Source organism: Hymenobacter wooponensis (assembly GCF_004745865.1).
In the GTDB taxonomy this organism is placed as follows: Bacteria; Bacteroidota; Bacteroidia; order Cytophagales; family Hymenobacteraceae; genus Hymenobacter; species Hymenobacter wooponensis.
In genome coordinates, this window is record NZ_SRKZ01000004.1 from 348,018 (window position 1) to 374,246 (window position 26,229).

The 26,229-nt window shown below is 56.4% G+C and carries 22 protein-coding genes; 13 read left to right on the forward strand and 9 right to left on the reverse strand.

The features are described 5' to 3' along the window. Together EU557_RS15090 and EU557_RS15095 are read left to right on the forward strand one after the other, a co-directional pair. Positions 1 to 2,760 carry a hypothetical protein gene (locus EU557_RS15090; protein ID WP_135531294.1) on the forward strand — a complete coding sequence of 920 codons (2,760 nt, stop codon included), beginning with the start codon at positions 1 to 3 and terminating at the stop codon, positions 2,758 to 2,760. Between the two features lie 317 nt (positions 2,761 to 3,077). After that, positions 3,078 to 3,545: a lipocalin-like domain-containing protein gene (locus tag EU557_RS15095; protein ID WP_135531295.1), complete on the forward strand. Its 468-nt coding sequence runs from the start codon at positions 3,078 to 3,080 to the stop codon at positions 3,543 to 3,545. Positions 3,546 to 3,703: 158 nt separating this feature from the next. Here EU557_RS15095 and EU557_RS15100 read toward each other — a convergent pair whose 3' ends face one another. From EU557_RS15100 to EU557_RS15125, 6 genes are all read right to left on the reverse strand, one after another. Next, positions 3,704 to 5,938 (reverse strand): xanthine dehydrogenase family protein molybdopterin-binding subunit, encoded by a 2,235-nt coding sequence (locus EU557_RS15100; RefSeq protein ID WP_135531296.1) that lies wholly within the window; start codon positions 5,936 to 5,938, stop codon positions 3,704 to 3,706. Further along, positions 5,935 to 6,957, reverse strand: a complete 1,023-nt coding sequence (locus tag EU557_RS15105) for an FAD binding domain-containing protein (protein WP_135531297.1) — start codon at positions 6,955 to 6,957, stop codon at positions 5,935 to 5,937. The genes EU557_RS15100 and EU557_RS15105 overlap by 4 nt, the downstream gene beginning before the upstream one ends. Before the next feature lie 84 nt (positions 6,958 to 7,041). Further along, the gene (locus tag EU557_RS15110; protein ID WP_135531298.1) at positions 7,042 to 7,575 is read right to left on the reverse strand and encodes a (2Fe-2S)-binding protein; all 534 of its coding nucleotides are present in this window, start codon (positions 7,573 to 7,575) and stop codon (positions 7,042 to 7,044) included. Between the two features lie 93 nt (positions 7,576 to 7,668). Next, positions 7,669 to 8,274, reverse strand: a complete 606-nt coding sequence (locus EU557_RS15115; RefSeq protein WP_135531299.1) for a Crp/Fnr family transcriptional regulator — start codon at positions 8,272 to 8,274, stop codon at positions 7,669 to 7,671. A 78-nt stretch (positions 8,275 to 8,352) separates the two neighbouring features. Beyond that, the gene (locus EU557_RS15120) at positions 8,353 to 10,977 is read right to left on the reverse strand and encodes a TonB-dependent receptor (RefSeq protein ID WP_210116062.1); all 2,625 of its coding nucleotides are present in this window, start codon (positions 10,975 to 10,977) and stop codon (positions 8,353 to 8,355) included. Positions 10,978 to 11,141: 164 nt separating this feature from the next. Next, positions 11,142 to 11,498: a winged helix-turn-helix domain-containing protein gene (locus EU557_RS15125; protein WP_135531300.1), complete on the reverse strand. Its 357-nt coding sequence runs from the start codon at positions 11,496 to 11,498 to the stop codon at positions 11,142 to 11,144. 233 nt (positions 11,499 to 11,731) lie between these two features. Between EU557_RS15125 and EU557_RS15130 the strand changes: the two genes are divergently transcribed. Further along, positions 11,732 to 12,478 (forward strand): hypothetical protein, encoded by a 747-nt coding sequence (locus EU557_RS15130; protein WP_135531301.1) that lies wholly within the window; start codon positions 11,732 to 11,734, stop codon positions 12,476 to 12,478. 105 nt (positions 12,479 to 12,583) lie between these two features. Here the strand turns inward: EU557_RS15130 and dnaB are convergent, their stop codons facing one another. Then, positions 12,584 to 14,119, reverse strand: a complete 1,536-nt coding sequence (dnaB, locus tag EU557_RS15135) for a replicative DNA helicase (protein WP_245326302.1) — start codon at positions 14,117 to 14,119, stop codon at positions 12,584 to 12,586. Between the two features lie 385 nt (positions 14,120 to 14,504). Here dnaB and EU557_RS15140 point away from each other — a divergent pair, with 385 nt between their 5' ends. Together EU557_RS15140 and EU557_RS15145 are read left to right on the forward strand one after the other, a co-directional pair. After that, on the forward strand, positions 14,505 to 15,893 hold the full coding sequence (locus EU557_RS15140) for a UDP-N-acetylmuramate--L-alanine ligase (RefSeq protein ID WP_135531302.1): 1,389 nt from the start codon (positions 14,505 to 14,507) through the stop codon (positions 15,891 to 15,893). Further along, a complete protein-coding gene (locus EU557_RS15145) occupies positions 15,890 to 16,600 on the forward strand; it encodes an alpha/beta fold hydrolase (protein ID WP_135531303.1) in 711 nt (236 codons plus the stop codon). Before EU557_RS15140 ends, EU557_RS15145 begins: the two co-directional genes overlap by 4 nt. 174 nt (positions 16,601 to 16,774) lie before the next feature. On the opposite strand, the gene EU557_RS15150 is transcribed toward EU557_RS15145, so the two are convergent. Then, positions 16,775 to 17,347 (reverse strand): hypothetical protein, encoded by a 573-nt coding sequence (locus tag EU557_RS15150; RefSeq protein WP_135531304.1) that lies wholly within the window; start codon positions 17,345 to 17,347, stop codon positions 16,775 to 16,777. A 24-nt stretch (positions 17,348 to 17,371) separates the two neighbouring features. Beyond that, positions 17,372 to 18,166 carry a M48 family metallopeptidase gene (locus EU557_RS15155; RefSeq protein WP_135531305.1) on the reverse strand — a complete coding sequence of 265 codons (795 nt, stop codon included), beginning with the start codon at positions 18,164 to 18,166 and terminating at the stop codon, positions 17,372 to 17,374. A 264-nt stretch (positions 18,167 to 18,430) separates the two neighbouring features. On the opposite strand from EU557_RS15155, the gene EU557_RS15160 reads away from it, so the two are divergent. The 8 genes from EU557_RS15160 (at position 18,431) to EU557_RS15195 (ending at position 26,186) form a co-directional block, all read left to right on the forward strand. Then, on the forward strand, positions 18,431 to 19,045 hold the full coding sequence (locus EU557_RS15160) for a fumarylacetoacetate hydrolase family protein (protein ID WP_135531306.1): 615 nt from the start codon (positions 18,431 to 18,433) through the stop codon (positions 19,043 to 19,045). Between the two features lie 231 nt (positions 19,046 to 19,276). Continuing rightward, positions 19,277 to 21,283, forward strand: coding sequence for a M23 family metallopeptidase (locus EU557_RS15165; RefSeq protein WP_135531307.1), 2,007 nt, complete (start codon positions 19,277 to 19,279; stop codon positions 21,281 to 21,283). Positions 21,284 to 21,391: 108 nt separating this feature from the next. Then, positions 21,392 to 22,123 (forward strand): lipocalin family protein, encoded by a 732-nt coding sequence (locus EU557_RS15170; protein WP_167855227.1) that lies wholly within the window; start codon positions 21,392 to 21,394, stop codon positions 22,121 to 22,123. Positions 22,124 to 22,195: 72 nt separating this feature from the next. Continuing rightward, positions 22,196 to 22,645 (forward strand): thioredoxin-dependent thiol peroxidase, encoded by a 450-nt coding sequence (gene bcp, locus EU557_RS15175; protein ID WP_135531309.1) that lies wholly within the window; start codon positions 22,196 to 22,198, stop codon positions 22,643 to 22,645. Positions 22,646 to 22,791: 146 nt separating this feature from the next. Next, the gene (locus EU557_RS15180) at positions 22,792 to 23,694 is read left to right on the forward strand and encodes a transketolase (protein ID WP_135531310.1); all 903 of its coding nucleotides are present in this window, start codon (positions 22,792 to 22,794) and stop codon (positions 23,692 to 23,694) included. 43 nt (positions 23,695 to 23,737) lie between these two features. Beyond that, complete coding sequence (locus EU557_RS15185) at positions 23,738 to 23,998, forward strand: hypothetical protein (protein WP_135531311.1); 261 nt, start codon at positions 23,738 to 23,740, stop codon at positions 23,996 to 23,998. An 8-nt stretch (positions 23,999 to 24,006) separates the two neighbouring features. Then, a complete protein-coding gene (locus EU557_RS15190; protein ID WP_167855228.1) occupies positions 24,007 to 25,401 on the forward strand; it encodes a vWA domain-containing protein in 1,395 nt (464 codons plus the stop codon). After that, entirely contained in the window at positions 25,398 to 26,186 is a 789-nt protein-coding gene (locus EU557_RS15195; RefSeq protein WP_135531313.1) for a phytanoyl-CoA dioxygenase family protein, read from the forward strand. The genes EU557_RS15190 and EU557_RS15195 overlap by 4 nt, the downstream gene beginning before the upstream one ends. Positions 26,187 to 26,229 lie beyond the last annotated feature (43 nt).

Here is a 26,229-nt window from a genome sequence, read left to right on the forward strand (position 1 = left end):
ATGCAGTTATCTCTTCACTATCAGGAATCAGCTCAGCGCGAAGCGTGTGCCGCCTTTCTGCGGGGCTCCGACCCGGGAGCGTGGCTGCGTGAAATCGGAAGTTGGAACGTGGCGCCAACGGAGCTAAGCTGCTATGTGGTACCAGAGTCGCTGCAGTCGGTACAGGCGGCAGGACTGTTGGTGATAGGGCAAACGGGTGCCACCTGGGCTGCGGGTTGCCTAGAGCCGTACGGTGTTGAGGCCAATTGTTTGTACGTGCCGCTACACGCCCGGCTATGGCCGGCTACCACCCCTGAGGAGCTCCAGAAGGCACTGTTGTGGCCTAGGCAGCTGTTTCACCCAACTATTGGGCTAGTAGGCTTCGCCGATACGGATGTACTCGACTTGGTCAGCCTCCTGGATTGCCCAGCGCCACGAACTGCGGACTGGTCGTGGGCCCAACCGGGACTGCCGCTCCGGCCAACCTTGCAGCAGGTTCGGGCAGCAATGCCTACCGCGGAGGAAGTAATCCAATCCTTTCAGGAGTCTGTTGGTACTACGCCACTGGCACAGTTGCCCGGCCCAAAATCGGAGCAAGACAGCGCAGCCCAAAACCTGCTTGACAGCATTAGCCGAGGCTTATTGAAAGCGGCACTGCCAGCCCTGCAGGGACTGGCCGGAGTGGGTGCAGGGCTGGGAGCTGTCCTGGGCGGTTTGTTTTCTCTGGCGCCCGGTGGGTTGGGTAACAGCACTCCATGCGGTCCCAATAGTCCTAGTCCGCTCCAACGACTGGAAAACTGGATGACACAACATCTGGCCGATTTGGAAAAGAAACGAGAGGGCGAGATTGAGCGTCTACTGGCCCTGTTTTCGGAAAATCCGGAAGAGGCATTGAAATACGCCATTCCACTGGGTGGCAAGTACGAAAACCGAGGTGCAGCCCCCCCCTCAGCTCGGCTGGGCACGCGTTCCACTCTCTTCGACCTAAGCCGCTTGGGTGGCGGAGGCCGAGTAGATGTGTGGAACGTGGACGCATACCAAAGCCAACTGACAGATCAGTATCACCAAGCAGCTAAACAGGAACTAGCCGCGGGCCGCTTCAAAAAGGCGGCTTACATCTATGCGCACTTGTTAGGCAGCTATTACCAGGCAGCCAAAGCGTTGGAGCAAGGAGGCTACTTCCGCGAGGCGGCCGTACTGTACAAGGATCATCTTAAAGATCTGTCTGCCGCCGCTGGCTGTCTGGAACGGGGTGGCCTACTCTTAGAAGCAGCAGAACTATACGTACACCTCGAAAAGCATGAGAAAGCAGGCGACTTATATCAGCAGCTAGGCCAGTCGAAACAGGCTGCGGTGCAGTTTGAGCGTAGCGTAGCATTGGCGCTGGATGTGCAAAATCATACGGAAGCTGCCCGTCTTTTACACGATAAGCTCTCCCGCCCCGACCGCGCCCTTACTACTCTTTTGCAGGGTTGGCACAGCACCACAAGGCCAGAAGCCTGCCTGGAGAACTACCTGCACCTCTTGGCCCGCCAAGACCCGCAGTTGCTGAGCCAGCAAGTACGCCCGTTGTTTGATAACCACACCTTGCCTGCCAAGCGGCCCCAGTTCCTGCAAGTGCTGGCAACGATTAGTGAGGCGTATCCGAGTCCAGAGCTGCTGCATAACTCTCGTGAAGTGGCCTACGAGGTTATTAGCCAGGAGGCCAGCGCGGGCGTCCTTACTAACCTGCCGCTGCTCAAGAAATTCCTGCCCGACGACCGGCTGATTGCCTCTGACTGTGGCCGCTTTACTACCCAGCAGCGAACCCGCCCATCACAGAAGCCTCGCCCTTCCACTGCATATCAACTCGAGAGTAGTATCCAATGGCATCAGGCCGTGTGCCACCGCAACCAGTTTCTGGCACTAGGCTTTTATAACGGACGGTTACATCTGGCACGAGGCAACTGGTATGGACACTTGGAATATTATTCGTGGTTACCACCCGTTGCACCCGACCACCGAATCAGGCTGATTGCGGATGCAACTCTGAGCAACCAAGTGCTATTGTTCCTGCCCGACGCTATGAGCGTTGAAATGCAGCACTTGCCCAAAAACAAGCATTTCAATGAAGCCCTAACCGTGTATTGCCCGGAAAGCTTGCCTCCCTCCACTGTAGGGTTGGCAGTACTTCCTGGCCGCGCCTTCTTGGCGTTGGCTAGGAATCAGCATGGCTTAACTGGTTACCGCTTTAACGATGCCGTTGAATATGCTCCCTTCAACTTACAGTTCTCGGATGGCGACTATGAGACACCTACTGCTAAGTTAGGTCGGTCCTTCCTTCCAGTTCTATTTCGTAACGGTCGTTTCTATGCTTTCGACGAGACGGTAGTGCTAGAGTTCTCGCAGGCCAATGGGCAGGTTGGGGAAATGCATTTTGCTCATGCTGTTGTGCATAGCATCATTGCCTCACCTTATGTGCACGATGTGGAGCTAGCAATAGTAACCAGTGCAGGAATTACTCTGTGGAACCCCGCTCGGTCAGCAACGATACCCGAGCAAACTCTCGGCAAAGAGCATCCCCCCGTTGATACGCAGCTTGTTGCAGCTAACAGCCTAGTGGTGGTAGAGCAAGCCCAAGCGGTAGTATATCACACCCAAGAAGCTGGGATGACGCCGCACGTTATCGGTTCGCCTGATGGCGGTTCTTTCATTGCAGTACTGCCTACCTCTACTCGCAATCAGTTTGCTCTTTTAACGAGCAATGGGGGCATCTCCCTTCATCTCAACCCATTTAGCTAACACAGAGCGTAAGAACACGCTCCTTCAAAAGGGAAGCATAGGAACCTTATAGTTTCGAGGCTTTCCTATTTTACAGCAAGCTAAGCCTACAGCAGCCTAGCTAAGTACTTTGGCAACGAGCCTACGCATTTAGCCTGTGGCGCGTGATAAGGCAATGCCAACGGCGACCCTTATCTAAGCTTACCTCACCGATGCCTTTCCAGCCCCGGGCTCTGACGTTTCTGAGGGCAAGAAATATGTAGAGATAATGGTAATGCGAAATCAGAGTTAGTTGCCGTACTTACGCAGTATATAGTTTAGGCAATATACCTCCCCTCATGAAAGCAATACTAGGATTGGCAGCGGTTACCGTTTCGCTTACAGCATGCGCGCCTGATGCTGCACGCAAGGAAGCAGCTTCAAGCGCCAAGCCAATTACTGGCACTTGGCAACTTGTTAAAGGCACTGTGATAGAGAAGGGCGATACCCTTACTACCAACTACACTAAAAACAAGAACATAACCTTCGTTAAAATCATCAACGATACTCATTTCGCCTTTTTACAGCACGATGTACATAAAGGCAAAGACTCCGCTGTATTTGTGTCGGGCGGAGGCCGATACTCCCTTAAGGACAGTACTTACACCGAGCACTTAGAATATTGTAGCGCCCGTAACTGGGAGGGAAACGACTTTGCCTTCACCGTCTCCATTAAAAGCGACACCCTAGTTCAGCAGGGCGTAGAAAAGGTGGAAGCCAGCGGGATTAATCGAATAAACATTGAGAAATACGTCAAGGTGAATTAAGCACCTAGGTATAGCCGAGTGACATACTGATTGCCTGCCGTGTGGAGGCATTAGTAAGCTTACAATGCTGCTATCAAGTTGATTTGCTTAACGGTATAGCATAAAAAAGCCCCGAAACCTTACGGCTCCGGGGCTTTTCTAGTAAAAGCAAACTGAGATTACAGAAGCTTATCCAAGTAGATTGGCAGTGAGCGTACACGCTTACCGGTGGCGTGGAAAACGGCGTTGGATACGGCCGCAGCTACTCCCAACAGGCCTACCTCGCCGATACCTTTCACCCCCAAGGGGTTCACTATTTCATCTTCCTCTTCCACAAATACTACCTGTATGTCGTGGATATCGGCGTTGACGGGAATGTGGTATTCCGAGAGGTTATGGTTCATGTAGCGCCCGAACTTGTGGTCCATAACGGTTTCCTCCATCAGGGCCATACTGATGCCCCACACCACCGAACCTAGCACTTGGCTACGGGCCGTTTTGGTGTTCAGGATGCGCCCGGCCGCTACGGCATTTACCACGCGCGTTACGTGAATGGTGCCCAAATCTTCATCAACCTTCACCTCCACAAACACGGCGTTGTGCGAGTGCATGGAGTGCGTGGACTGCTTCAATAGATTTGGCGTGGCAGAGGTTTCCGCTTCTAGCTTGTCTTTGCCGCTAGCCTGAAGCACGTCACGAATTACTACGGCCTGGTTTGGGTCGAGGCGGAGTCTGATTTGGCCATTCACGAATTCTACCTCGTCGAACGTGGCCTTCTTCAGGGGTGAGCCCTTCATCTTTTGCGCCTGCTTAAGCAATTTCTTGCCCAGTTCCTCGCACACATTCTTCACGGCCGTACCAACGGAGGCTGCCGTCCAGGAGCCCCCTTCAACGGGCGCCTCGGGCATGTCGGTATCTCCGAGTTTAAAGGTTACTGCCTCAATGGGCAGGCCTAGGTACTCAGCCGCAATCTGGGTCATGATGGTGTAAGTACCCGTCCCAATGTCGCCGGTAGCGCTGGTTACTAGCAGCTTACCGTCGCCGGAGAGCGAGGCCTTTGCGGCAGCTTTCTTCTGGGAGGCATCCCAAACGCCGCCTGCCATTCCCCATCCAACCAGCATGTTGCCCTCACGCATAGAACGGGGCCGTGGGTTGCGCCGGTCCCAGCCAAACTTAGAAGCGCCCTGGTGGTAACAGTCGCGCAGGCGTTTGCTGGAGAAGGGCTTGCTCATGTTCTGATCCGTCTCGGCGTAGTTGCGGATGCGGAAGTCCACGGGGTCTAGGCCTGCTTCAAAGGCCATTTCGTCCATGGCAATTTCAAGCGCAATGGAGCCAGTGGCCGCGCCCGGGGCCCGCATATCCTGGGGCGTAAACACGTCAATTTCTGCCAGTTGGTAGCCCAGCTTCACGTTGTCGCACTGGTAGAGCATGCCCGACCAGTTTACTACATTCTCGGTGTACTCCTCAAAGCGCGAGGTTTCGTGCAGCGCATGGTGCTGCAGGGCGGCCAGAGTACCATCGGGGTTGGTGCCCAGCTTCATGTACTGCAACGTGTAGGGGCGGTGCCCGAAGCTAAACATCTGCTGGCGCGTCAGGGATACCCGCACGGAGCGTTTCAGCTCCAGAGCGGCCATTACTGACATGAACAAAGAGTACTGCGGCCGCAGCCCCGAGCCAAAGCCCCCGCCCATGTACTGCGTTACCACGCGAGCCTCGCTCTTGCTCAGCCCAAAGATTTTGCTGATGTACTGCTGACAGTTGTACACGCCCTGCGTTTTGTCGTAGGCCGTGATAGTACCATCGGGGTGGTACTCAGTGGTGGTGGCAAACAGCTCCATGGGGTTATGGTGCTGCGTGCCATGGATGTACTCGTGCTCGATGCGGTGAGCGGCTTTTTTCCACTCTTTATCGGGCTTGCCACGCGGGGGCGGTGGGGGCATCCAGCCAGATTTGCCGCGCCCAGGCATAAAGCCTTCTGCACGCTTAAGCTCAATATCCGTTTCGTGGTCTTCTTCTTCGTACTCAATTTCCAGAATGGAAGCCGCGTACCGGGCCACCTCAAACGTTTCGGCCACTACCAGCGCAATGGGTTGCTGGTTAAACATGATCTTATCTTCGTGCAGGGGCCGGAACGGTGAGCCGCCGGGCGCCACGTCGTCCTTATAATTCCGGTCAAACCAGGCCAGGTTGGGCACGTTTTCGTGCGAGAAAACTGCCAGCACACCCGCAATTTTGAGGACGGGCTTCGAGTATACTTTTACAATTCGGCCTTTGGCAATGGGGCTACTTACCACCACGCCGTAGGCCAGGTTGGGCACATTAAACTCGGCGGCGTACTTGGCCGCACCGGTTACTTTGGCCGGACCATCAACCCGGTTGGTAGGTTTCCCGATGTAGTTGGTATACTGGCTCATGGATTAGAATTTAAAAAGACATCGGAAGGACCCTGCTTCATTTCGGTGGCCTGCTTTAGCGCCCGCACAATTGCCCGTTTGGCTAGCTCTACCTTGAAGTCGTTGGAGCCGAAGCCCCGGGCACCTTGGAGCATTTGGGTGGCGGCCTTCCGGAACGTGTCGGCGGTGGCGGGTTGCCCCTTCAGCGCGTCTTCCACGTCAGTATCGCGCCAGGGCTTGTGGGCTACACCGCCCAGCGCCAGTCGCGCTTCTTTAATGGTGTTGCCCTCCAGGTCCAAAGCCGCCGCTACCGATACCAGCGCAAAGGCGTAGGAAGTCCGGTCGCGGAGCTTAAGATAGGAGTAGTTCTTTTCAAAGCCCTTAGCAGGCAGGTCTAGGCCAGTAATCAGCTCACCCGGCCGCAAGGTGTTGTCGATATGCGGAGCATTGCCGGGCAACCGGTGGAAGTCGGTGAAATCAATGGTTCGGTCTCCGTTGGGGCCACTCACGCGCACCACAGCTTCTAGGGCCGCCAGCGCAATGCACATATCCGAGGGATGCGTGGCAATGCAGCTCTGGCTGGTTCCCAGAATGGCATGAATGCGGTTGTAGCCACCAATGGCGGAGCACCCCGAGCCTGGCTCGCGCTTGTTGCAGGGCGTAGTAGTATCGTAGAAGTAGTAGCAGCGGGTGCGCTGCATGAGGTTGCCCCCGTTGGTAGCCATGTTGCGCAGCTGAGGCGAGGCCCCGGCCAGAATGGCTTGGCTAAGCAACGGATACCGCTTCTCTACTTCAGGATGCCAGGCGGTGTCGGCGTTGGTGGCCAAAGCACCAAGGCGTAGGCCACCCTCGGGGTTGTTTTTGATGGTAGCCAGCGGAAGGCGGTTTAACCCAACAAGGTGGGTGGGCCGCTCCACGTTTTCCTTCATCAGGTCGAGCAGGTTGGTGCCGCCGCCGATATATGCCGCGTCGTGGTGACTGGCTTTGTCGCGCACGGCGTCATCAACGGCCGTGGCGTGAGAGTAGGTAAAAGGATTCATTTTGTCGGGAGTGCAGGTGAGAGTTTGTGAATTTGTGCGGAGCTGAAACGTAAAACTCTCATGCAGAGAGCTTTACCCCTCCACTCACGACTTCACCTTGGTGCCATCAACCACTTCCTTCACGGCATTAAGAATGCCCACGTAAGCCCCACACCGGCAGAGGTTGCCGCTCATCAGCTCCCGGATTTCGTCTTCGGAGTGGGCTTTGCCTTCGTTGATGAGGCCTACCGCCGAGCAGATCTGGCCGGGAGTACAATAGCCGCACTGAAAGGCATCGTGGTCGATGAAGGCCTGCTGAAGTGGGTGCAGCTTTTCCTGGGTCCCGAGGCCTTCAATGGTGGTAATTTCGTTGCCTTCCTGCATCACGGCCAGCGTGAGGCAGGAGTTAATACGCTTGCCATTAACCAAAACCGTACAAGCACCACACTGACCGTGGTCACACCCTTTCTTGGTTCCTGTGAGGTCGGCGTACTCCCGCAGAGCATCCAGCAGCGAAGTCCAGGGGGCCAGTTGCAGCCTGGTCTCAACGCCATTGATCTTTAAAGTAACCGTACTGGCAGGAGGCGGCGCGGCGGGCGCGCCCATCACGCCGCGTTTGGTAGTGGAAGGATAGCTCATAGGAACCAGGAAGGAGGTGGATTGAAAACTCATACCGTCGAGCTGCAATAGCATTGCTCAACCGTACTCCATACGCCCTTCCGGAAGCTAGTGTTATCCTATTTTTTCTATGTTTTGCCCCTCTCCGCGGGCCAGCTCGCCCCGAATGCGGCTCAACGACTCCGGCGTGATTCCAAGATATGCCGCAATTTGGCGCAGGGGCAGCCGCCGGGCAAGCGTGGGGTAGAGCTGCAGAAAGTCTAAATAACGTTCCTCGGCGGTGGCACTGAGCACCCCAATTAACCGGCGCTGCATGGCCGTAATACTGTTCTGAAGCAGCTCATGAATGAACTCCTGAAACTCTGGCCCCAATTGCTGGAAGTGCTGAAAGAAGCTCACCCCAAACAGCAACACTTCTGAGTCCTCAACGGCCTCAATAGAGAACAATGCCGGGGTATTTCGAATCATGCTCTGCTGATCGGAAATCCACCAGTGTTCAGGGGCGAATTGCAGGATATGCTCCTTCTGGCGCGCATCCGTCACGAATCCTCGCAGGCACCCACGCACTACAAACGCCCCAAACCGCCCAGGCTCTCCCTGCCGTGCCAGCAACTCATGCTTTCTCACATGCCGCGGCACCAGCAACTCTTGTAACTCCGCGAACTGCGTTTCAGTGAGGGGAAGTTTGTCTTGGAAGTAAGCGCGCAGTGCTTCGTGCATAGTTCGTGGTAGTTGCTTGTAAGCTGCTGGTTATTTGGCCAGAGGAATCACTGCCAATTAATAACTAGCTCTCAACAATTATAGCCCATATGTTACTGACAGGTAATATAGGCCACCAACGCTGGGCCCACCTAAAAACGACACGTAATAGTTATTCAGAATGTTAGTGGCACCCAGCTTAAACCGCAGATTAGGCGCTGGCAATACGTAGCTTACTTGCGCATCGAGGGTACTGTAGGCGGGCACGTAGCCGCTGACCAGGAAGGTTTGGGAGTAGTACCTGGCCTGCCAGCGGTAGTTGAGGCCGAAGCCAAAATTTTTATAGACTTTCTCATTACCCAGGCTCAGATTATAGGCCCAGCGCGGGGTATTGAAACCGTCCTCCAGGCCATCCCCCGACTTTGTGCGGTCGAGGCGGGCATAGGTGACGTTGGCGCCGGCCAAGTAGCCGCTGGCCACGTCGTAGCGGAGGCCCAGAGAGCCCCCGTAGTTATAAACCTGACTTTGGGCGTTGGTCCAGAGGCGGTAGCGGTCTTGGGTAGCGCGGTTGCTCAGGGCGGTAGCAATGCTGTTGAGGTCGGTGGCGGTGGTCTTGGGCACGTAGGCCTCTACCTGAGCAATAAAGTCGCGGTAGGAGTTGTAGTAGAAATCCACATCGAGCAGCAGGCGGCCCTCGGCCAGCAGCGCCGCTTTATAGCCCATTTCCAATGACTTCACGTACTCTGGCCGCAGGTAGGTATAGGGGTTTTTCACCAGCCGGCCCTGGTTCTGGGCAATAGCCTGCTTGCGTTTTTCATCGGTGCTGGTAGAAGTGGTATTGGCGTTGATGGCCGCCGTTACGGCCGTGTTATACGCATCAATGCTGCTGCGCAGGTAGCTGTTCTCAAACACCCCATCCGACATCACCCGTAGGCCACCAATGCGCTTTACCTGCCCACTATTTACGTTTGAAAACCCTTCAAACAGGCTCGGAAAGCGGTAGCCGCTCTGGTAACTCACCCTAAAGTTGTGGTGCTGTGTAGGGGAGTACACCGCCGTGAGCCGTGGGTTAAATCGCGTGCTGAAATAGTCGTTCTTATCGGCCCGCAACGTAGCCGTTAGTCGTATTTTGTCGCCGAGCAAATGTGCCCCAGCCTGCACAAAGCCCCCTGTTTTGCCATACGTGAGCGTGCTGTACGGGTCTCGCCCTTTTTCGGGGTTGATAAAGTAATTGCCGTCGGGCTGGATGAAGTAGGTGCGGTGGTCGGCGCCCACCAGCAGATCGGCCCAGGCGGGTAGCCCTCTCCCACCGGCTTGGCGCACTGCCTGCCCAATGTTTACTTGGCCCTCGGCGTGCAGCATCTCCGCTTGCACGCGTAAGGCCGCCCCCTGGTCCCAGTTATTGATAGTGGCTAGCGTAGTGAGCCGTTGCTGAAACTCCGGGGTGCCAGGCTGCAGCCGGCCCGCATCAGCGGCGGCACGAGCCGTGGCGTGAGCTTGCGCTACAGTCTGCCCCTGGCCTACGGCGGTATTCCAGGCGCCCCGGTAGTCCTCGTTCCACTGCGCATCAGGCTTAACGCTGCGGTCAAGGTTTTCGGCGGCTGAGCGCAGGTTGTAGCTCTTGCCGGTGTTTTCCTGGGTGAGGTACACGCGGGCCTGCACTACGGGGCTCGTCAATTGCAGGGCATGCTGCTGGAGGCGGTAGTCTTCGAGCCGGAACCGGTTAGAGCGCTGGTACACGTTGTCGAGGATGGCACCGCGGTACGTGTAGGCCAGTTCGGCACGCGGGGTCAGCTTGTAATGCAGGGCCGCATCGTAGCGGATAGTCTGCAGGTGGTAGTCTACCACGTCCTGCTCATTGTAGCCAGTGCGAGCCACCGAGTAGCTCTTGCCGCCCAGCGTGAGGTTGCTGCGGTTAGAAGACTCGTTGCCGTAGCTGTTTACGGGGTCGCGCGCGGGGTTATCGGCCCCCACTAGGCCAGTAGTGGCGTTACCAGCGGGGTTTAGCTCGGTCTGGTCGTTCGCAATCCAGTCGTAGCCGCGCAGGTAGGTGCCGTTCACCTTAAAGGCTAGCTTAGGCGTCAGGGCTTTAGCGTACCGGACACTGGTTTCCGAAAACGGACGGGCACCCGTGTTGGGGTCGTTTACGTGGTTGATGCCCGTCTTCTGCTGCACGCTCAGGCCTTCCGTCAGGAATGGGTTCTTGGTGGTAAAATTCGCCAGCCCGTTAATGGCATTCAGGCCGTAAAGCGCGGCAGCCGTGCCAGGTACTATCTCTACGGTATTGATATCGAGGTCACTCGGGCCCAGCACATTACCAATGGGCCCACCAATATGAGGTGCTTGGTTGTCGATACCGTCCACGAGCTGCACGAAGCGCACGTTGGTAGTATTGGTGAAGCCGCGGGCGTTTATCACCTTGAAGCTCAGGCTGGGGGTAATCACCTGCACACCCTTTATGTGCTCAATGGCATCAAAAAACGACGGGGCCGGTGTGAGGCGTAGCTGGCGCGGACTTAGCTTTTCTACCGTCACTGGCGACTGCAGAATGCTTTCCTCCACCTTAGAAGCAGACACTACCACCTCCCCCAGCGATACGTCTTTACGTGCCGTATCGGCTGCGGCTCTGGGCCGGCGTTCCTGTGTGGGTTGCTGCTGCGCCATCACTGGCCTAGCCAAGCCTACCCCTATTACCACTACTCCCAGCACTGTTTCTGGGCGCATCCTGCGTACTGTTTGCTTCATCAAATGCCCTTTTGGGTAAGGCGTTGCGCCTCTGCTGTCCAGTGCTCGAACAGCAAATAGCGCTAGGCCACCATCGTTATATTTTTGGAAACATAACGACAAACAGGCTGAATAGTTTTGCTCCTACTATTCTCTCAGCTCACCTACAATATTCGGGAAGCTTCTGCCTGCATGAAGGCTTGAAACCGCTCCTGTAGGCCTTTAAACTCCTCAATCATGCGCTGTCCTTCGGGAGTGATTTCGGTGCCTCCGCCTCGCTTGCCGCCTGTTTGGGTAAGCACAAGTGGCCTAGCAGCCTGCGCGTTCATGGAGCTTACTAAATCCCAGGCGCGCTTATACGACATCCCCATTTGCTGCGCGGCTTTTGAAATGGAGCCTTGCTCCTGAATCTGCATCAGCAGCTCCAACCGCCCAATGCCCATAAACCGATCATCAGCGGTTTCCACCCAGAGGCGGCCGTTCAACCGGAACGTAAGATCAGGGCGGAGCAGGTCTTTCATGAGCACAATCTTACAAAAACTCTTCTCTAAGACTGGCCTAGGCCTAGCCAGTGTATGTCTCTGGAAGCCGAGCTAAGCAGACGGGATTTAATAAACCGACTCGGACAAAATCAGACGATGCTTAGAAAAAATTGCAACCTCCTCTGCAACCTACCTCCCGTTTCTTGCGGATACACCTGTGCAGCAGCCTGCTTGGCTGCATCTATCTAGTACTCTCATTCTAACTCACGCACATGGAACCCAACGAATCTGCCAATCCTACCAATGAGGCCGGCAACGATCAGGCTCAACATAACGCTCAACCTTCACAGCCTTCTGGCGCCGATAACCAAGGTGCTGCTGCCAACGGATCGGCTGGTCAGCAGTCATCCGATGGAAAAAGCTGGACCGAATATGCCAACGTGCAAAAGGTAGTGGAACAACTACCCCAGGGCGTGCGCGACTTCCTGAATAACTCTTGGAGCCAAGTGGGCAAGTCGCTGGGCCAAGCTGGCGACCAAGTAAACAAGCTGACTACCACCCAAAAAGTAGCAGGCGCGGTAGCTCTGGCTGGTATTGGTTATCTGGCGTTGCGTTCGGGCAAATCCAGCAAGTCGTCGGGCATGGGTAGCATGTACCGTGGCGATTCGTCTAAAGGCTCCAACAAGTCGCAGAAAGGTTACCGCTCAGGCAGCGGCAGCTATTCCTCGGCTTCTTACAACTCTTATTCGGCCCCAAGCGGCAGTACTGACGAAAGCAGCCGCTTAGACCGCGGCCCCGGTCATTACAGCAGCTTCGACCGCCAGAATGAGTCGCGCGTGGGTGGTAGCTACCAGTCGGGCAGCGGTAACTCATCTGCCGGCTCCGGCAGCCAGTCGTCGTTCGGCTCATCCTCGAGCGCTGGCAACCAGTCCTCTTCCAGCAACCGTAGCGAAGGATACCGCGGCACCTCCGGCAAATTCTCCGATTCTGAAGAGTCGGACTTTGGCAGCGGTGTATAACCCCAGCAAAAAAGCCTAGGCCACCTCTGAGTGGCCTACAACAAAACAGCGCTCCTGACATCGGTCAGGAGCGCTGTTTTGTTGTAGGGTTGTTGTAAGGCTAGACTAGAACGGAGCCGGGCCATCGTCGAAGTTGCTGCGCGGGAACGGCTGAGCGGTAGGCGGACCGTCGTTGTTGATGCGAGAGCCCAGCCGAATAGTGTTTGGGGCAAAGCCACCCGAAGCATCGTCATCAAAGGTGCTAGTGGGGAAGGCACCAGTATTGAAGCTGGCATCACCGAAGCCCCCGGCCCCGTCGAGGTCGGCAAACTTGGTGAACTTACCGATAAACTTGAGCTGCACGGTTTCCAGGGAGCCGTTCCGGTGTTTGGCAATGATTACCTCGCCAGTACCTTGGGTGGGGTTACCCATTTCATCCTCGGTAATCTTGTAGTACTCGGGGCGGTACAGGAACACCACCATGTCGGCGTCCTGCTCAATAGAACCCGATTCACGAAGGTCACTCAGCTGTGGTTTTTTATCGCCACCACGAGTTTCTACCGAACGTGAAAGCTGCGACAGGGCCAGCACGGGCACGTTTAGCTCCTTGGCAATCCCCTTCAGAGCCCGCGAAATAGAGGCAATTTCCTGTTCGCGGTTGCCGCCTCCTTTGCCATCCGTATTACCCGTCATCAGCTGCAGGTAGTCGATGATGATCATCTGAATGTCGTGGTGGGCTTTGAGGCGGCGGCACTTGGTGCGCAGTTCCCGGATGCTAAGGCCCGGCGTATCGTCAATGTAAATTGGGGCCGACGACAGGGCCGAAATCTTGTGGTTCAGCTGAGCCCACTCGTAGTCGGCCAGGTTACCCTTCTTGATCTTCTCCGAGTCCAGCTCGGCTTCCGCCGAAATCAGACGATTCACCAGCTGCAGCGAGGACATTTCCAGCGAGAAAATGGCCACCGGCTTCTTAAACTCCACCGCCGCATTGCGCATCGCCGATACTACGAAGGCAGTTTTACCCATACCGGGGCGGGCGGCAATAATCACCAGGTCAGAGGGCTGCCAGCCGCTGGTTACCCGGTCAAGGGCAGAGAAGCCGGAGGGCACGCCCGTAAGGCCGTCTTTCTGGTTTTTCTTTTCCTCAAGTTCTTTGATGGCCTTACCCATCAAGCTCCGCATGTCGTCGAAGTTCTTGCGGATGTTTGATTCCGACACCTCAAACAACGACTGCTCCGTGCTATCGAGCAGGTTGAACACGTCGGTAGTATCCTCAAACGCGTCGCGCTGAATGTCGCTGGCAATGCGGATCAGCTCCCGTTTAATGGCGTTTTCGGTAATAATACGGGCGTGATACTCAATGTTGGCCGCCGAGTTTACCTTGAAGGTAAGGTTGGCCACGTAGTGCGCACCACCAGCGGCTTCCAGCTCACCCATCTCGCGCAGCTCGTGCGTGACGGTCAGAATATCAATCGGCTCCGACTTATCGAACAGGTTCAGGATGGCCTTAAAGATGCGCTGGTGCCCATCTTTGTAGAAGCTTTGCGCCTTCAGAATGTCAATAACGGTGGTCAGGGCATCCTTTTCCAGCATCAATGCGCCCAGCACGGCAGCTTCCAACTCCAGAGCCTGAGGGGGCAGCTTGCCCGACGCACCTCCCATCGGAACCACCGCAGGGCGGGTATTCCAAGCGGCTTTGGCGCGCGAGGCCGATAGTTTTAAGCGGTCATCCATCCGGTCGTTCATCACTGAGGTAGCACTACAAGGTAAGCAGGTTCAAGCGTTTTCCAGGTTAGAACACGTGATATTCTCCTGTCCGTCGCCCGAAAATTCACAAAGGGGTACAAAGCTAACGGCTGAGCCCTACAATCCGCAGAGGTGGCAAAAGGTTTCTTTCTGCTATCGGCTTCCGGCTACTTACGTTCGGGGGAGCGGTAAAGATTATGAGCCGCTGCTCAGCGCCATCCAGGCCTTATGCATTCTCCATCTTCCGAAGCTTTCCTTTTAGCCGCTTACCTTTGCCGCCCCATTATCTTGTATTCGCTACATGGCTGTTACGCCTCCTTCTTCGCTCCAGCGCCTTCACCTGATTGCCATCGGGGGAAGCATCATGCATAACTTGGCGCTAGCCCTGCACCGCCGGGGCGCCCACGTCACGGGCTCCGATGACGAAATTTTCGAGCCCGCCAAAAGCCGTCTGGCCGCGGCTGGCCTGCTTCCCGCCGAGGAAGGCTGGTTTGCGGAGAAGGTAACCCCCGACCTCGACGCCGTGATTGTGGGCATGCACGCCCGCCCCGATAACCCCGAGCTGCTCAAAGCCCAGGAGCTAGGCCTACGGGTGTACTCCTTCCCGGAGTTCATTTATGAAGCCTCGCGCGACAAGCAGCGGGTGGTTATTGGTGGCTCGCACGGCAAAACCAGCATCACCTCACTCATTCTACATGTGCTGCGCTACCACGGCCGCAAGTTTGATTACGCCGTTGGGGCCCAACTAGAGGGATTCGACCTGATGGTGCAGCTCACGGAAGATGCCCCCATCATCATCATTGAAGGTGACGAATACCTCTCGTCGCCGATTGACCGCCGGCCAAAGTTTCACCTGTATCAGCACCACATCGGCGTTATTTCTGGCATTAGCTGGGACCACATCAACGTGTTCCCCACCGAGGAAATTTACCGGGAGCAGTTCAAGATCTTCGCCGACATGACGCCCAAGGCCGGCACGCTGATCTATGACCAAAACGACGAGCAGGTACAGCTGGTAACGGTGCCCTCCAACCCCGATGTAAACTACATTGGCTACGGCCCACACGAGCACGTTATCCGGAACGGCAAAACTTTCCTGCTCAACAAGAAGGACGAGGAAGTACCCGTGCAGGTGTTCGGGGAGCACAACCTCCGCAACATCTCGGCGGCCAAAGAGGTCTGCAAATGCCTGGGTATAAAGGGCAAGGACTTTTACGAGGCGCTTGGCTCGTTTAAAGGAGCCGCCCGCCGCCTGGAGCTGGTGCGTGAAGGAGAAGGCTCAGTGGTGTATAAAGATTTTGCCCACGCTCCCAGCAAGCTGAAGGCCACGGCCACGGCTTTCAAAAAGCAATACCCGCAGCGCAAGCTGGTGGCCTGCCTGGAGCTGCACACCTTCAGCTCGCTTAATCCGCAGTTCCTGCCCCAGTACGCCCACACCTTCGATGCGCCCGATGTGGCCGTGGTGTACTTCAACCCTCATGTGCTGGAGCACAAGCGCCTGCCGCCCCTCCCGCCTGAGGCTGTTGCCCAGGCTTTCCAACGCCCCAACTTGCAAGTGTTTACCGACAGTAAACTGCTGGCGGAGTTTCTGCACGCGCAAAACTGGCAGGGCGCTAATCTGTTAATGATGTCTTCGGGAACGTTTGATGGGCTGGATCTGGCCCAGCTCGCCACCGAGGTTACCCGATGAGACAACCCATTCTTCTTTTGCATGGCGCCCTTGCCACTGAAGCTCAGCTAAAGCCTCTGGCGCGGGAATTGTCGGCTTTCTTTGCCGTGCACTCCTTCACCTTTGGCGGGCACGGCGGCCGGCCGGTTAGTCCGGCGGGGCTTTCCATGCAGCAATGTGCAGCAGAGGTTACGGAGTATCTGGATGCACACGGGCTAGATGCCACGCACGTGTTTGGGTACAGCCTGGGTGGGTACGCGGCACTAGCGGCGGCCCTCAAAGCCCCCGAACGCTTTCGCAGCATCACTACGTTGGGCACCAAGTTTAACTGGTCGCCGGCCACGGCGGCGCTAGAAACGCGGCTTCTAGACCTGGCCACCATGCAGGAGAAGGTGCCGCACTACGTGCAGCAGCTAGAGCAGCTGCACCACCCTACGCCCGTAGCAGAGTTGCTCAGTGCCACGGCTCAGCTTATGCGGGGCCTCGGCGATTCTCCCATCCTCACCCCCGACAACCTCTCTAACTTGGAAGTACCGGTGCAGGTGTTGGTTGGTGAGCTCGACAAAACTGCTGGCGTCGACCCCACTCGGCATTTTACCGACTTCATGCCCCGCGCTTTGTTCGAAATCATCATGAACACGCCGCACCCGCTGGAGAAAGTTAACCCCGACCTGTTGTTCTCGCGCATTCTGCGTTTCGTAGAAACGGTAGAGGAAAACCACATATAACCAGCCACCTCACAGACTAAGTGGTATACATAAAGAAGGCCCGCCAAATGGCGGGCCTTCTTTATTTGTCGGAGGGCTTCTCTGGTACTGGCCTAGGCTTGCGCCGGTCGGTGGTGACCAGCAAGGCCAGGGCCGTGAGAGATAGGCGCAGAATCCACTTGCGGCTCAGCATGACTAGCGGCGGGGGAAAAAGGTGTTGTTGTTTTCTACGCGCAGGTCGCAGCGGCTACCACCGGTGTTTTCCTCGCAGGTAGTGCCCACAATCTCGTTTTTCTCGAAGTTGAAAAAGCAGAACGTGCAGCCTACTCCGGCAATCACGTAGCGCGCCGCATTGGAGCTCAGGTACAAGCTGTTGTCGGTGGAACTTTGCAGCGGAATAGCCATGGCGCGGTACATACCGTCGCGTAGGCCTATGCCCACCATATAGTACACCGCTTTGTCTTTAGACGTCTCCTGCACCTTCCGGATCATGGTTTTGTTTACCACGGTCCCATCGCCGAACTGCCGGGTGAAGGCCGCAGCTAGCTGGTCGCGCGGTACTAAGTACCGCACATTGCCTTCGCTCACTTCTGCTACCTGCTTGCTCACGGCCTCCAGCTTCCGACGGTTCAGAATATCATCGTTGTCGGTAGGTGAGCTTACTTCGGGGAAGCCTCGCTTAGTAGTTTCGCAAGCTGCTAGGCCACCAAGGGCAAGCATACCGCCGAGAGTTAGAGGAGATAGGAAGGAACGCAGAAAACGATTCATCAGCAGTAGATAAGCAGGCAGCACTTAGCGGCCTTTATAATAGGTCTTGGCTTCGGGCAGTTCACGCTCGATATCCGCAATACGGGTGCCGTTAGACGGGTGAGTAGACAAGAATTCTGGTGTACCTCCTCCCCCTGCCTGAGCCTCCATCCGCTGCCAGAAGGGCACTGCTCCTTGCGGATCGTACCCAGCCATGGCCATAAATATAAGGCCTAAGTGATCAGCTTCAGACTCCTGGCTCCGGCCGTACTTCAGCAGGCCTAGTGACGAGCCTACGCCTACTGCTTGCAGGAATACGTTTTGCGTGGCCGTAGGAGTTTGGCCTACTGCTACTGAGGCAATAGACCCAATGCCTTGAGCTGCCATTTGCTGGCTCATGCGCTCAGAGCTATGCTTGGCAACGGCGTGGGCAATTTCGTGGCCCATTACTACGGCCAGGCCGTTTTCATCCTGCGTGATGGGCAGAATACCCGTGTACACGGCCACTTTGCCACCGGGCATACACCATGCATTTTGCTGGTTTTCTTCAATCAGATTGAATTCCCATGCATAGCCTTCCAACTGATCTTGGCGGTTCTGCTGGCGGAAATAGGTTTCCACGGCCTGCTGGATGCGCTGGCCTACGCGCCGCACCATGGCTGTTTGGGTGGAGTTGCTAGAGAGCTTGCTTGATGCCAGCACCTTTTGGTACTCAGTAGCAGCCATAGTATTCATTTCTGCATCAGATACTAGGCTGAGCTGGCGGCGCCCCGTAATAGGCACCGTAGAGCAGGCGGCAGCTACAAACAAGCAGCTAGCCAGAGCGAGTTTTTTTAGCATTGAAGGGAAGGCTGTAGGAAGAAAGGAAACAGAACAGTAACGACAGCTACACCTGGGCCGTAATTGCCCAAACAATAGTCAGTAGCTATACGTGAGGCGGTGGGCAAAATGTTTGCCTAGGGGCTTATGCGTATAATTCACCCTATTTTTTAGGCATAGGGCCAGCGAATTAAACGCTATTTTTGGCCGTACGCCTGCTGACCTGAGTAAGCCTTGCGCTTTCTGTTAGGGTCGGCCCCGACTTTCTTATTCAACTCTCTGAGCATGAAAATCCTCTGCATCGGCCGTAACTACGCCGAACATATTGCCGAACTTCAAAACGAAACTCCAGACGCACCCGTCATTTTTGCCAAGCCCGATACGGCCCTGCTCCAGCGCAACCAGCCGTTTTTCCTGCCTGATTTCTCCCAGGACATTCACCACGAGATTGAGCTGGTTCTGCGCATCTGCAAGAATGGCAAAAACATCGAGGAGAAGTTTGCCCCCACGTACTTCGATGCCATTGGCCTAGGAATCGATTTTACGGCCCGCGACCTACAAAGCAAGCTCAAGAGCAAAGGCTTGCCTTGGGAGCTGGCCAAAGGCTTTGATGGCTCAGCCCCCATTTCGCAGGAGTTCAAGCCGGTGGCTGATTTCCAGGATTTGAAAAATATCAACTTCCGCCTGGAGGTGAATGGCGAGGTGCGCCAGCAGGGCAACTCCAGCCTCATGCTGCACGACTTCAGCAAAATCATCAGCTACATCTCGCAGTTCATCACCCTCAAAATGGGCGACCTGATTTTTACTGGCACCCCCAGCGGCGTAGGCCAGGTGAAAATAGGTGACCAGCTGACGGGCTACATCGAAGACGAGAAGCTGCTGGACTTGGCAGTGAAGTAAGCGTCGCTAGGCCACTTATTCCGCTGCCTCGGTAACGCGAGTAATGCACACTTGCACGGCGCCAGTGCATAGCTGGGGCTGGGTATCCTGAAGAAGTAGAGCTCTAGGCCTGCCTTATAATGGGGGTCTGGAGCTTCAAAACGTGCCCTGTTTTCCGGAGGGCACGATAATAGCACGTTACGACGTTACGGCGGCTTGGCTTCCGTTATCGTTGCAGTTTTCCTTTCCTGAATGCTCTATTCCTTTCTGAAGACCCAGCCGCGGCTGCTAGGTCTGGCGTTGCCTTTCTTGCTGTTGCTAGGCCTGCAACCCGTTTCCTGCGGAGGCCAAGAACCCGATTCATCGGCCAAGCCCAAACCCACTTCCACCACCCCGCCTGATGCCAAGGTGACCGTGCCCAAGGGCTATTTTCTCTTTCCAATTAAGCCGGGACAGCCCAACTACCTAGCCGCCAGCATGGGCGAGCTGCGCCCCAACCACTTCCACGGCGGCCTCGATATCAAGACCGACGGACGGGTGGATTTGCCCGTTTACGCCTCCGCCGATGGTTACGTATCGCGGCTCAAGCAAAGTAGCTACGGCTACGGCAATGTGCTCTACATCACGCACCCCAATGGCCTGACAACCGTGTACGGCCATTTGAATCACTTCCGGGGGCCGGTGGCACAGGAGCTACGCCGCCAGCAGTATGAAAAGGAGACCTACGAGCTAGAGCTATTCTTTAAACCCGACCAGTTTCCGGTGAAGCGCGGCGAAATAGTAGCCTTGTCGGGCAATACGGGGGGCTCAGCGGGTCCGCACGTGCACTGGGAGGTACGCACTGCCCAAGACCACCAACTGAACCCGCTGCAGTGGGGCGGCTTCCCCGAAATTCAGGACCACGTGCCCCCCATTCTGCAAGCGTTTGCCGTGGAGCCGCTCAGCATTGATGCCCGCGTGCAGAGCAAATTCGGCAAGCAGATATATGTACCGAAAGCTCCCGCCCTGCCCAACGGTGGCGGCTATGTGTGGGCCGATACTATCTCGGCCTACGGCACCGTAGGCCTGTTGCTGCAGGGCTTCGACCGGTTTGATGTGGTGTGGAACAAGTACGGCTTTCAGAAAGTGGAGGTGCTGGTCAACAATGAACCCTTCTACACGCACGTCATCGACGACATTCCCTTCCCGGAAGGTGCCCGCCAAATCAATCGCCACACTGATTATGAGTGGCGCTTCATGAACGGCCGGCTTATGGAAAAGCTGTTTGTGGACGATGGCAACGACCTGAGCATCTACACCACCGGCCCCGGCAAAGGACGCTTGCGCGTGCAGGATGGCAAGCTGTACAACGTGGAAGTCAGGATGGCTGATTCCTACGGTAACATGACACCTCTGCGCTTTGTGCTGCGCGGCGAGCAGCCCGGCTATACTAAAACCCGTTCGGCGGCCGTAAAAACGCCTGCCCTGCGCTACGATGTGAGCCGCAACTTGCTGGTGGCTACCGCTGCCGACCCCGATACGGCGGCCGTGGGTGGCAACATTACCTTGTATAAAGGCGACCGACGCCTCACGCTTAAGCCCAGCTACACCGAGCACAGCCAGAACGTGTACCTCTACGACCTACGTGCCGGCCGCCCCGACTCTCTGCAGTTTGGCCGCATCACGAAGCGGTTCGACCGGCAGGCGCTAATTCCATCGGGCCGCGACTTTAGCTTTACTACGGCCAATATGAGCCTGAGCTTCGGGCCCAAAACCCTGTTCGACACGCTCTACATCCAGACCAGCTACAAGGCCGGCCTCTGGACGGTGCACATGCCCCGCACGCCGCTCTACCAAACGCTGCGCATGACCTTGAAGCCCGAGGTGGAAGTGGCCGATAAAACCCGTACTGCCATTTACTCCGTGACGGCGAAGGGTGGCCGGGCCTACGTGGGCGGCAAATGGGATGGTAACAACATCACGACTCCCATTAAAACCTTCGGGCAGTTCCGCATCCTCACCGATACCATTCCGCCTTCGGCCCGTCTCATCAGTAAGGGTGCAGGGGGCCTAGTGTTTAAAGTTGGCGACGACCTTTCTGGCCTGGCCAGCTACAAGCTGGAAATTGGGGGCCGCTTCCGAATGCTCCGCTTTGAGCACAAAAATGCCACTCTTTTCACTGAACGAGACGATACGCTGGGGCCACCCCTACGCGGCCCCGCCACGCTCCGCCTAACCGACCAGGCCGGCAACGAAAAAGTTCTGAGCTTCACGCTCTAGCTCCCGCATAACTCAACTTGCAACAGGCTCTCTTCTTTAATGAGGAGAGCCTGTTCTTTTGGTGGCCTACTCTACCACTACCCTGCTCGCCTCTTCTTTCCTTCTTGCTTGTCAAGCACTACTGCCCAGCCAGTATTCCTGGGGGCTGGTGAGTGTAATCTTTCACGTACCTTCCTGACAGGCCTAGGCCACTGGTTCTGCTTAGTAGATACCCTGGGCCTGGGTTTGCGCGTACAAGCTCCTCTATCCACCTTCCCTTTCCCAATGGCCAATCTGCTCAAACGTCGTCGCCCTACTCTCTTTACCGCTATTGCGGCTACTGTTGCTACTGGCGTTGCTGCGTATGCGTACGCTAAGCGCAAAATGTACCCTGAGCTGCCCACGGTGACGCACGTAGACCTGCATAAGTACAAGGGCCTGTGGTACGAAGTTGCACGGCTGCCGACCCGGTTTGAAAAAGGCTGCCAGCACGTAACGGCCGAGTACAAGCTCCGCCCCGACGGCAAGGTACAGGTACTCAACACCTGCCATAAAGAAGGCCTGAATGGCCCTGCTGAAACAGCCACCGCCTTGGCGCGCTCCGTAGACGCCTCCAACAGCAAATTGAAGGTGCAGTTCTTCTGGCCCTTCGAGGGTGACTACTGGATTCTCGACCTCGACCACGCCGATTACCAGTATGCCTTGGTGGGTGAGCCTAGCCGCAAAAACCTCTGGATTTTGAGCCGGATGCCCCACCTGGAGCGCAGCATCCGTGACCGGCTAATTGCCCACGCCCGCAACCTGGGCTTCCCGGTTGATAATCTGATTTACACGCCGCAGCCCATGAATGAGAAGCCCTAGGCCACTTCACTTATTCACTATTTCACTAAATCACCGCTTGGCAGAAGCCGAAGTCCGTTCTACCTTCGCGGCATGTCACTTCCCCAAATTGGCGAACTAGCCCCCGCTTTCGAAGCGCAGGACCAAAACGGCACCACGCACCGCCTGCAAGATTACGCCGGCCGCAAAGTGGCGCTGTACTTCTACCCCAAGGACGATACCAGCGGCTGCACGGCCCAGGCCTGCAACCTCCGCGACAACTACCAGAGCCTGCTGGGCGCCGGCATTCAAGTGCTCGGCGTGAGCATCGACGGCGAGAAGTCGCATCAGAAGTTTGCCACCAAGTACGAGCTGCCTTTCCCCCTGCTAGTGGACGAGGACAAGCAGCTGGTGGAGGCCTACGGCGTGTGGCAGGAGAAATCAATGTACGGCCGCAAGTACATGGGCACCATGCGCTACACCTTCCTGATTGATGAGGAGGGCAAAATTGAGAAGGTTATCACGAAAGTCGATACCAAGAATCACGCGGCGCAACTGCTGTAATACCAAGAGCCTCGCCCAGTTTGGCGGGGCTTTTTTATGGGCGGTGGCTAGGCCAGAACTCCAGGCTATTGCCTCTGTGGGCCGCGTCCTTCCACCTCCCGCCCAACTTCCTACCTTTGTCACCCTACCAAACTCCAATAGAACCTATGGCTCAGGAATCCTCTTTCGCCGCTTCTTCCGAAACGCACACCCCAACTCCTACTAAGTCAGTAGATCAGCTGAAGCAGATTGCGGCCCAGGTGCGCCGCGACATCGTGCGCATGGTGCACGCCGTAAACTCCGGCCACCCCGGCGGCTCGCTCGGCTGCGCCGACTTGCTGGTTGCGCTGTACTTCAAGGTGATGAAGCACCACCCCGAGCCCTTCGACATGAACGGCGTGGGCCAGGACCTGTTCTTCCTCTCCAATGGCCACATCTCGCCGGTTTTCTACTCGGTGCTAGCTCGTTCGGGCTACTTTCCCGTGGGTGAGCTGGCTACGTTCCGCAAATTGAACTCGCGCTTGCAGGGCCACCCCGCTACGCACGAGCACCTGCCCGGCATCCGGGTAGCTTCGGGCTCGCTAGGCCAGGGCCTGAGCGTGGCCATCGGCGCGGCACAAGCCAAAAAGCTGAACAACGACGACCGCACCGTATTTGTGCTGATGGGCGACGGTGAGCTGGAGGAAGGCCAGATCTGGGAAGCCGCCATGTACGCGCCCCATCACAAAGTAGACAACCTCATTGCCTTCGTGGACCGCAACGGCCAGCAGATTGACGGTCCCACCGAGAAAATTGGTGGCCTAGGCGACCTGCGCGCTAAGTTCGAAGCCTTCAACTGGCGCGTGCTGGAAACCGACGGCAACAACCTCGAAAAGCTCCTCCCCACCATCGAAGAAGCACAGTCGCTGCTAGGCCAGGGCCAGCCGATTATGGTACTGATGGATACCCAGATGGGCTTTGGCGTTGACTACATGATGGGCACGCACAAGTGGCACGGCACGGCTCCAAACGATGAGCAGCTGGAGAAAGCCCTGCAGCAGCTGATGGTAGAAGAAGCCGGCGACTACTAGGACAGTGCACCAGCTATTAGAACCTCGAACCTACCGAGCTATCATGATGACACTCTGGATAATTTTTCCAGTGATGTCATTGCCAACCAGCACACTAACTGATGTAAGCCAGTTAGCTGTAGTACTACTCGTGGCTTTGATTGGCTTTGGTATCGGAAAGGTAACAGAACAGCAAGCAGCAAGAACAAAGCTGCTTGTATTAGCGGGTTCTTTTATTGTGCTGACTGCTGTGGCAACAGCTGTTCCTAAAAAGCCAAAAGAGCTGGTTTTCTTCACTGTAACTAGGTACTCTCATTTAGTATGAGCAAGGGTATGATTTGGATACGCTACTGGGTGCTGCTCGCTATGCTATGGCTAGCAGCACCCAGTCGTGCCCAAAATGTACCGCCTACTCAGCCTCGCACCACGCGCATTCTGTTCGTGCTGGATGCCTCGGGCTCTATGCGGGCGCCGTGGGAAGGCCAGCAGCGCTGGGACGTGGCCAAGAGCCTGCTCTCCAAGATGGTGGACTCGTTGAACACGTATCCGCACCTGGAGCTGGCACTGCGGGCCTACGGGCACCAGCACGACAACAAGGAGAACAACTGCGAAGACTCGAAGCTGGAAGTGGCATTCGCGCCTAAAAACGCGGCGGCTATCAAGGCCCGGCTCAAGACCATTGAACCGAAGGGCAACACGCCCATCACCTACTCCTTGTTGCAGTCGGCCCAGGACTTTCCGGTGGATAAAACGGCGCGCAACGTACTCATCCTGATTACCGATGGCCTAGAGTCGTGTAAGGGCGACCCGTGCGCTACTGCCGTGGCGCTACAGCGCAAGCACGTCTTCCTGAAACCCTTCGTGATTGGGATTGGGGCCGAGCGGGAATTTGGTCGGCAACTGGAGTGCCTAGGCCAGTACTACAACGCCGCGGATGTCAAAACCTTCCGCACCATTCTCAACGATGTAGTAGCCCAAACCCTGGCCAAGACCACCGTGGCCGTAAACCTGACGGATGAGGCCGGCCGGCCCGTGGAGTCGAACGTGAACATGACGTTCATCAACAACGTCACGGAACAACCGGAGTACAACTACGTGCACTTCCGCGACGCCCAGGGTAAACCCGACGTGCTCGACATTGACGCCCTGCAGAGCTATGATCTGGTGATTAACACGGTGCCCCCGGTGCGGCAGCAGAACTTGCCTATCCGGCCCGGTAAAGCCAACGTGCTCACCTACAAAACGCCGCAGGGCACGCTCTGGCTGCAGAACCCGGCTGCGTCGCCTAACCCCTATGGCACCGTGCAAGCGGTGGTACGAGCAAGAGGCAACGCGGCCACGGTGGTAGCGCTGCCCTTTGGCAACCGGCAAAAGCTGCTGGCCGGTGATTATGAGGTGGAGCTGCTGACCCTACCCCGCCAAATCAAACGGATTTCGGTGAAGCAGGGCCAAGAAACGGCCGTGACCTACGAAACGCCCGGTATACTCAATATCGTGTCGGATCTGAAGGGCTACGGCAGCATCTACAAGCTCAACAACGACGAGTCGCAGACGTGGGTGTACAACCTCCCCGAGGGCGGCAGCAGCAAGATCAATCTGCCCATGCAGCCGGGGGCCTACCGCCTCGTGTTCCGCACCAAAACCGCCACCGGCAGCCAGTTTACCGATGTGCGCAACTTCACCATTCGCCCGAGCCAAACCAGCTCGGTTAGCATTTTCGGGAAATGATGAAGATGCAAGGAAACTCGACTGACCACTGGCAAGCTCAGCATGACGAGCTTTCAGCCGCCGCTCAGCAACTATCTGAGCTAGGCCACGCTACACTTCTCGGCGTATTCTCGCCAGAGGAAGTGAGTGGCCTAGTGCATACTATTGAAGCCGCCAAAACTAGCTCCGCCAACTTCCGGCGTAGCCAGGATGTGTTTGCCATCCGCAACCTGCTGGGTGAAATTCCACAGCTGCGGGAGCAACTCCTGACGCCGAAGCTGCGGGCGGTGCTGGCGACACTTTTTCCGGACGCTAGGCCACATCTAACGAAGGCCATATACTTCGATAAGCCCGCCGGCTCCAACTGGCTGGTAGCTTGGCATCAGGATGTAATGATTAGCGTAAATCACCGCTTGGAACTGAACGGCTACGGCCCCTGGACGAGCAAAGGTGGCGATGTAACCGTGCTGCCACCCCGCGAAATCCTGGAAAGCATCATCACCGTGCGCCTCCATCTTGATGATTGCGACGCTACGAACGGTGCCCTGCGCGTAGTGCCGGGCTCGCATCGGCATGGCGTCATTCTGAATGACCAGCACTCGGACTACACCCCAGCGGCTGTTACATGTGAAGTGGAAGCCGGTGGCTTAATGCTGATGCAGCCTTTAACACTGCATGCTTCTAACCGCAGTACCAGTGCCCGCCCGCGCCGCGTGATTCACCTAGAGTTTAGCGCCGCGGAGCTGCCAAGTGGCCTACAGTGGCGAGAGCGGCTGGAAGTAGCACCAGAACAAGCAGATAAGTAACGTCGTGCTCAGCACGACATTCAACTCAACGATACACTCCCAA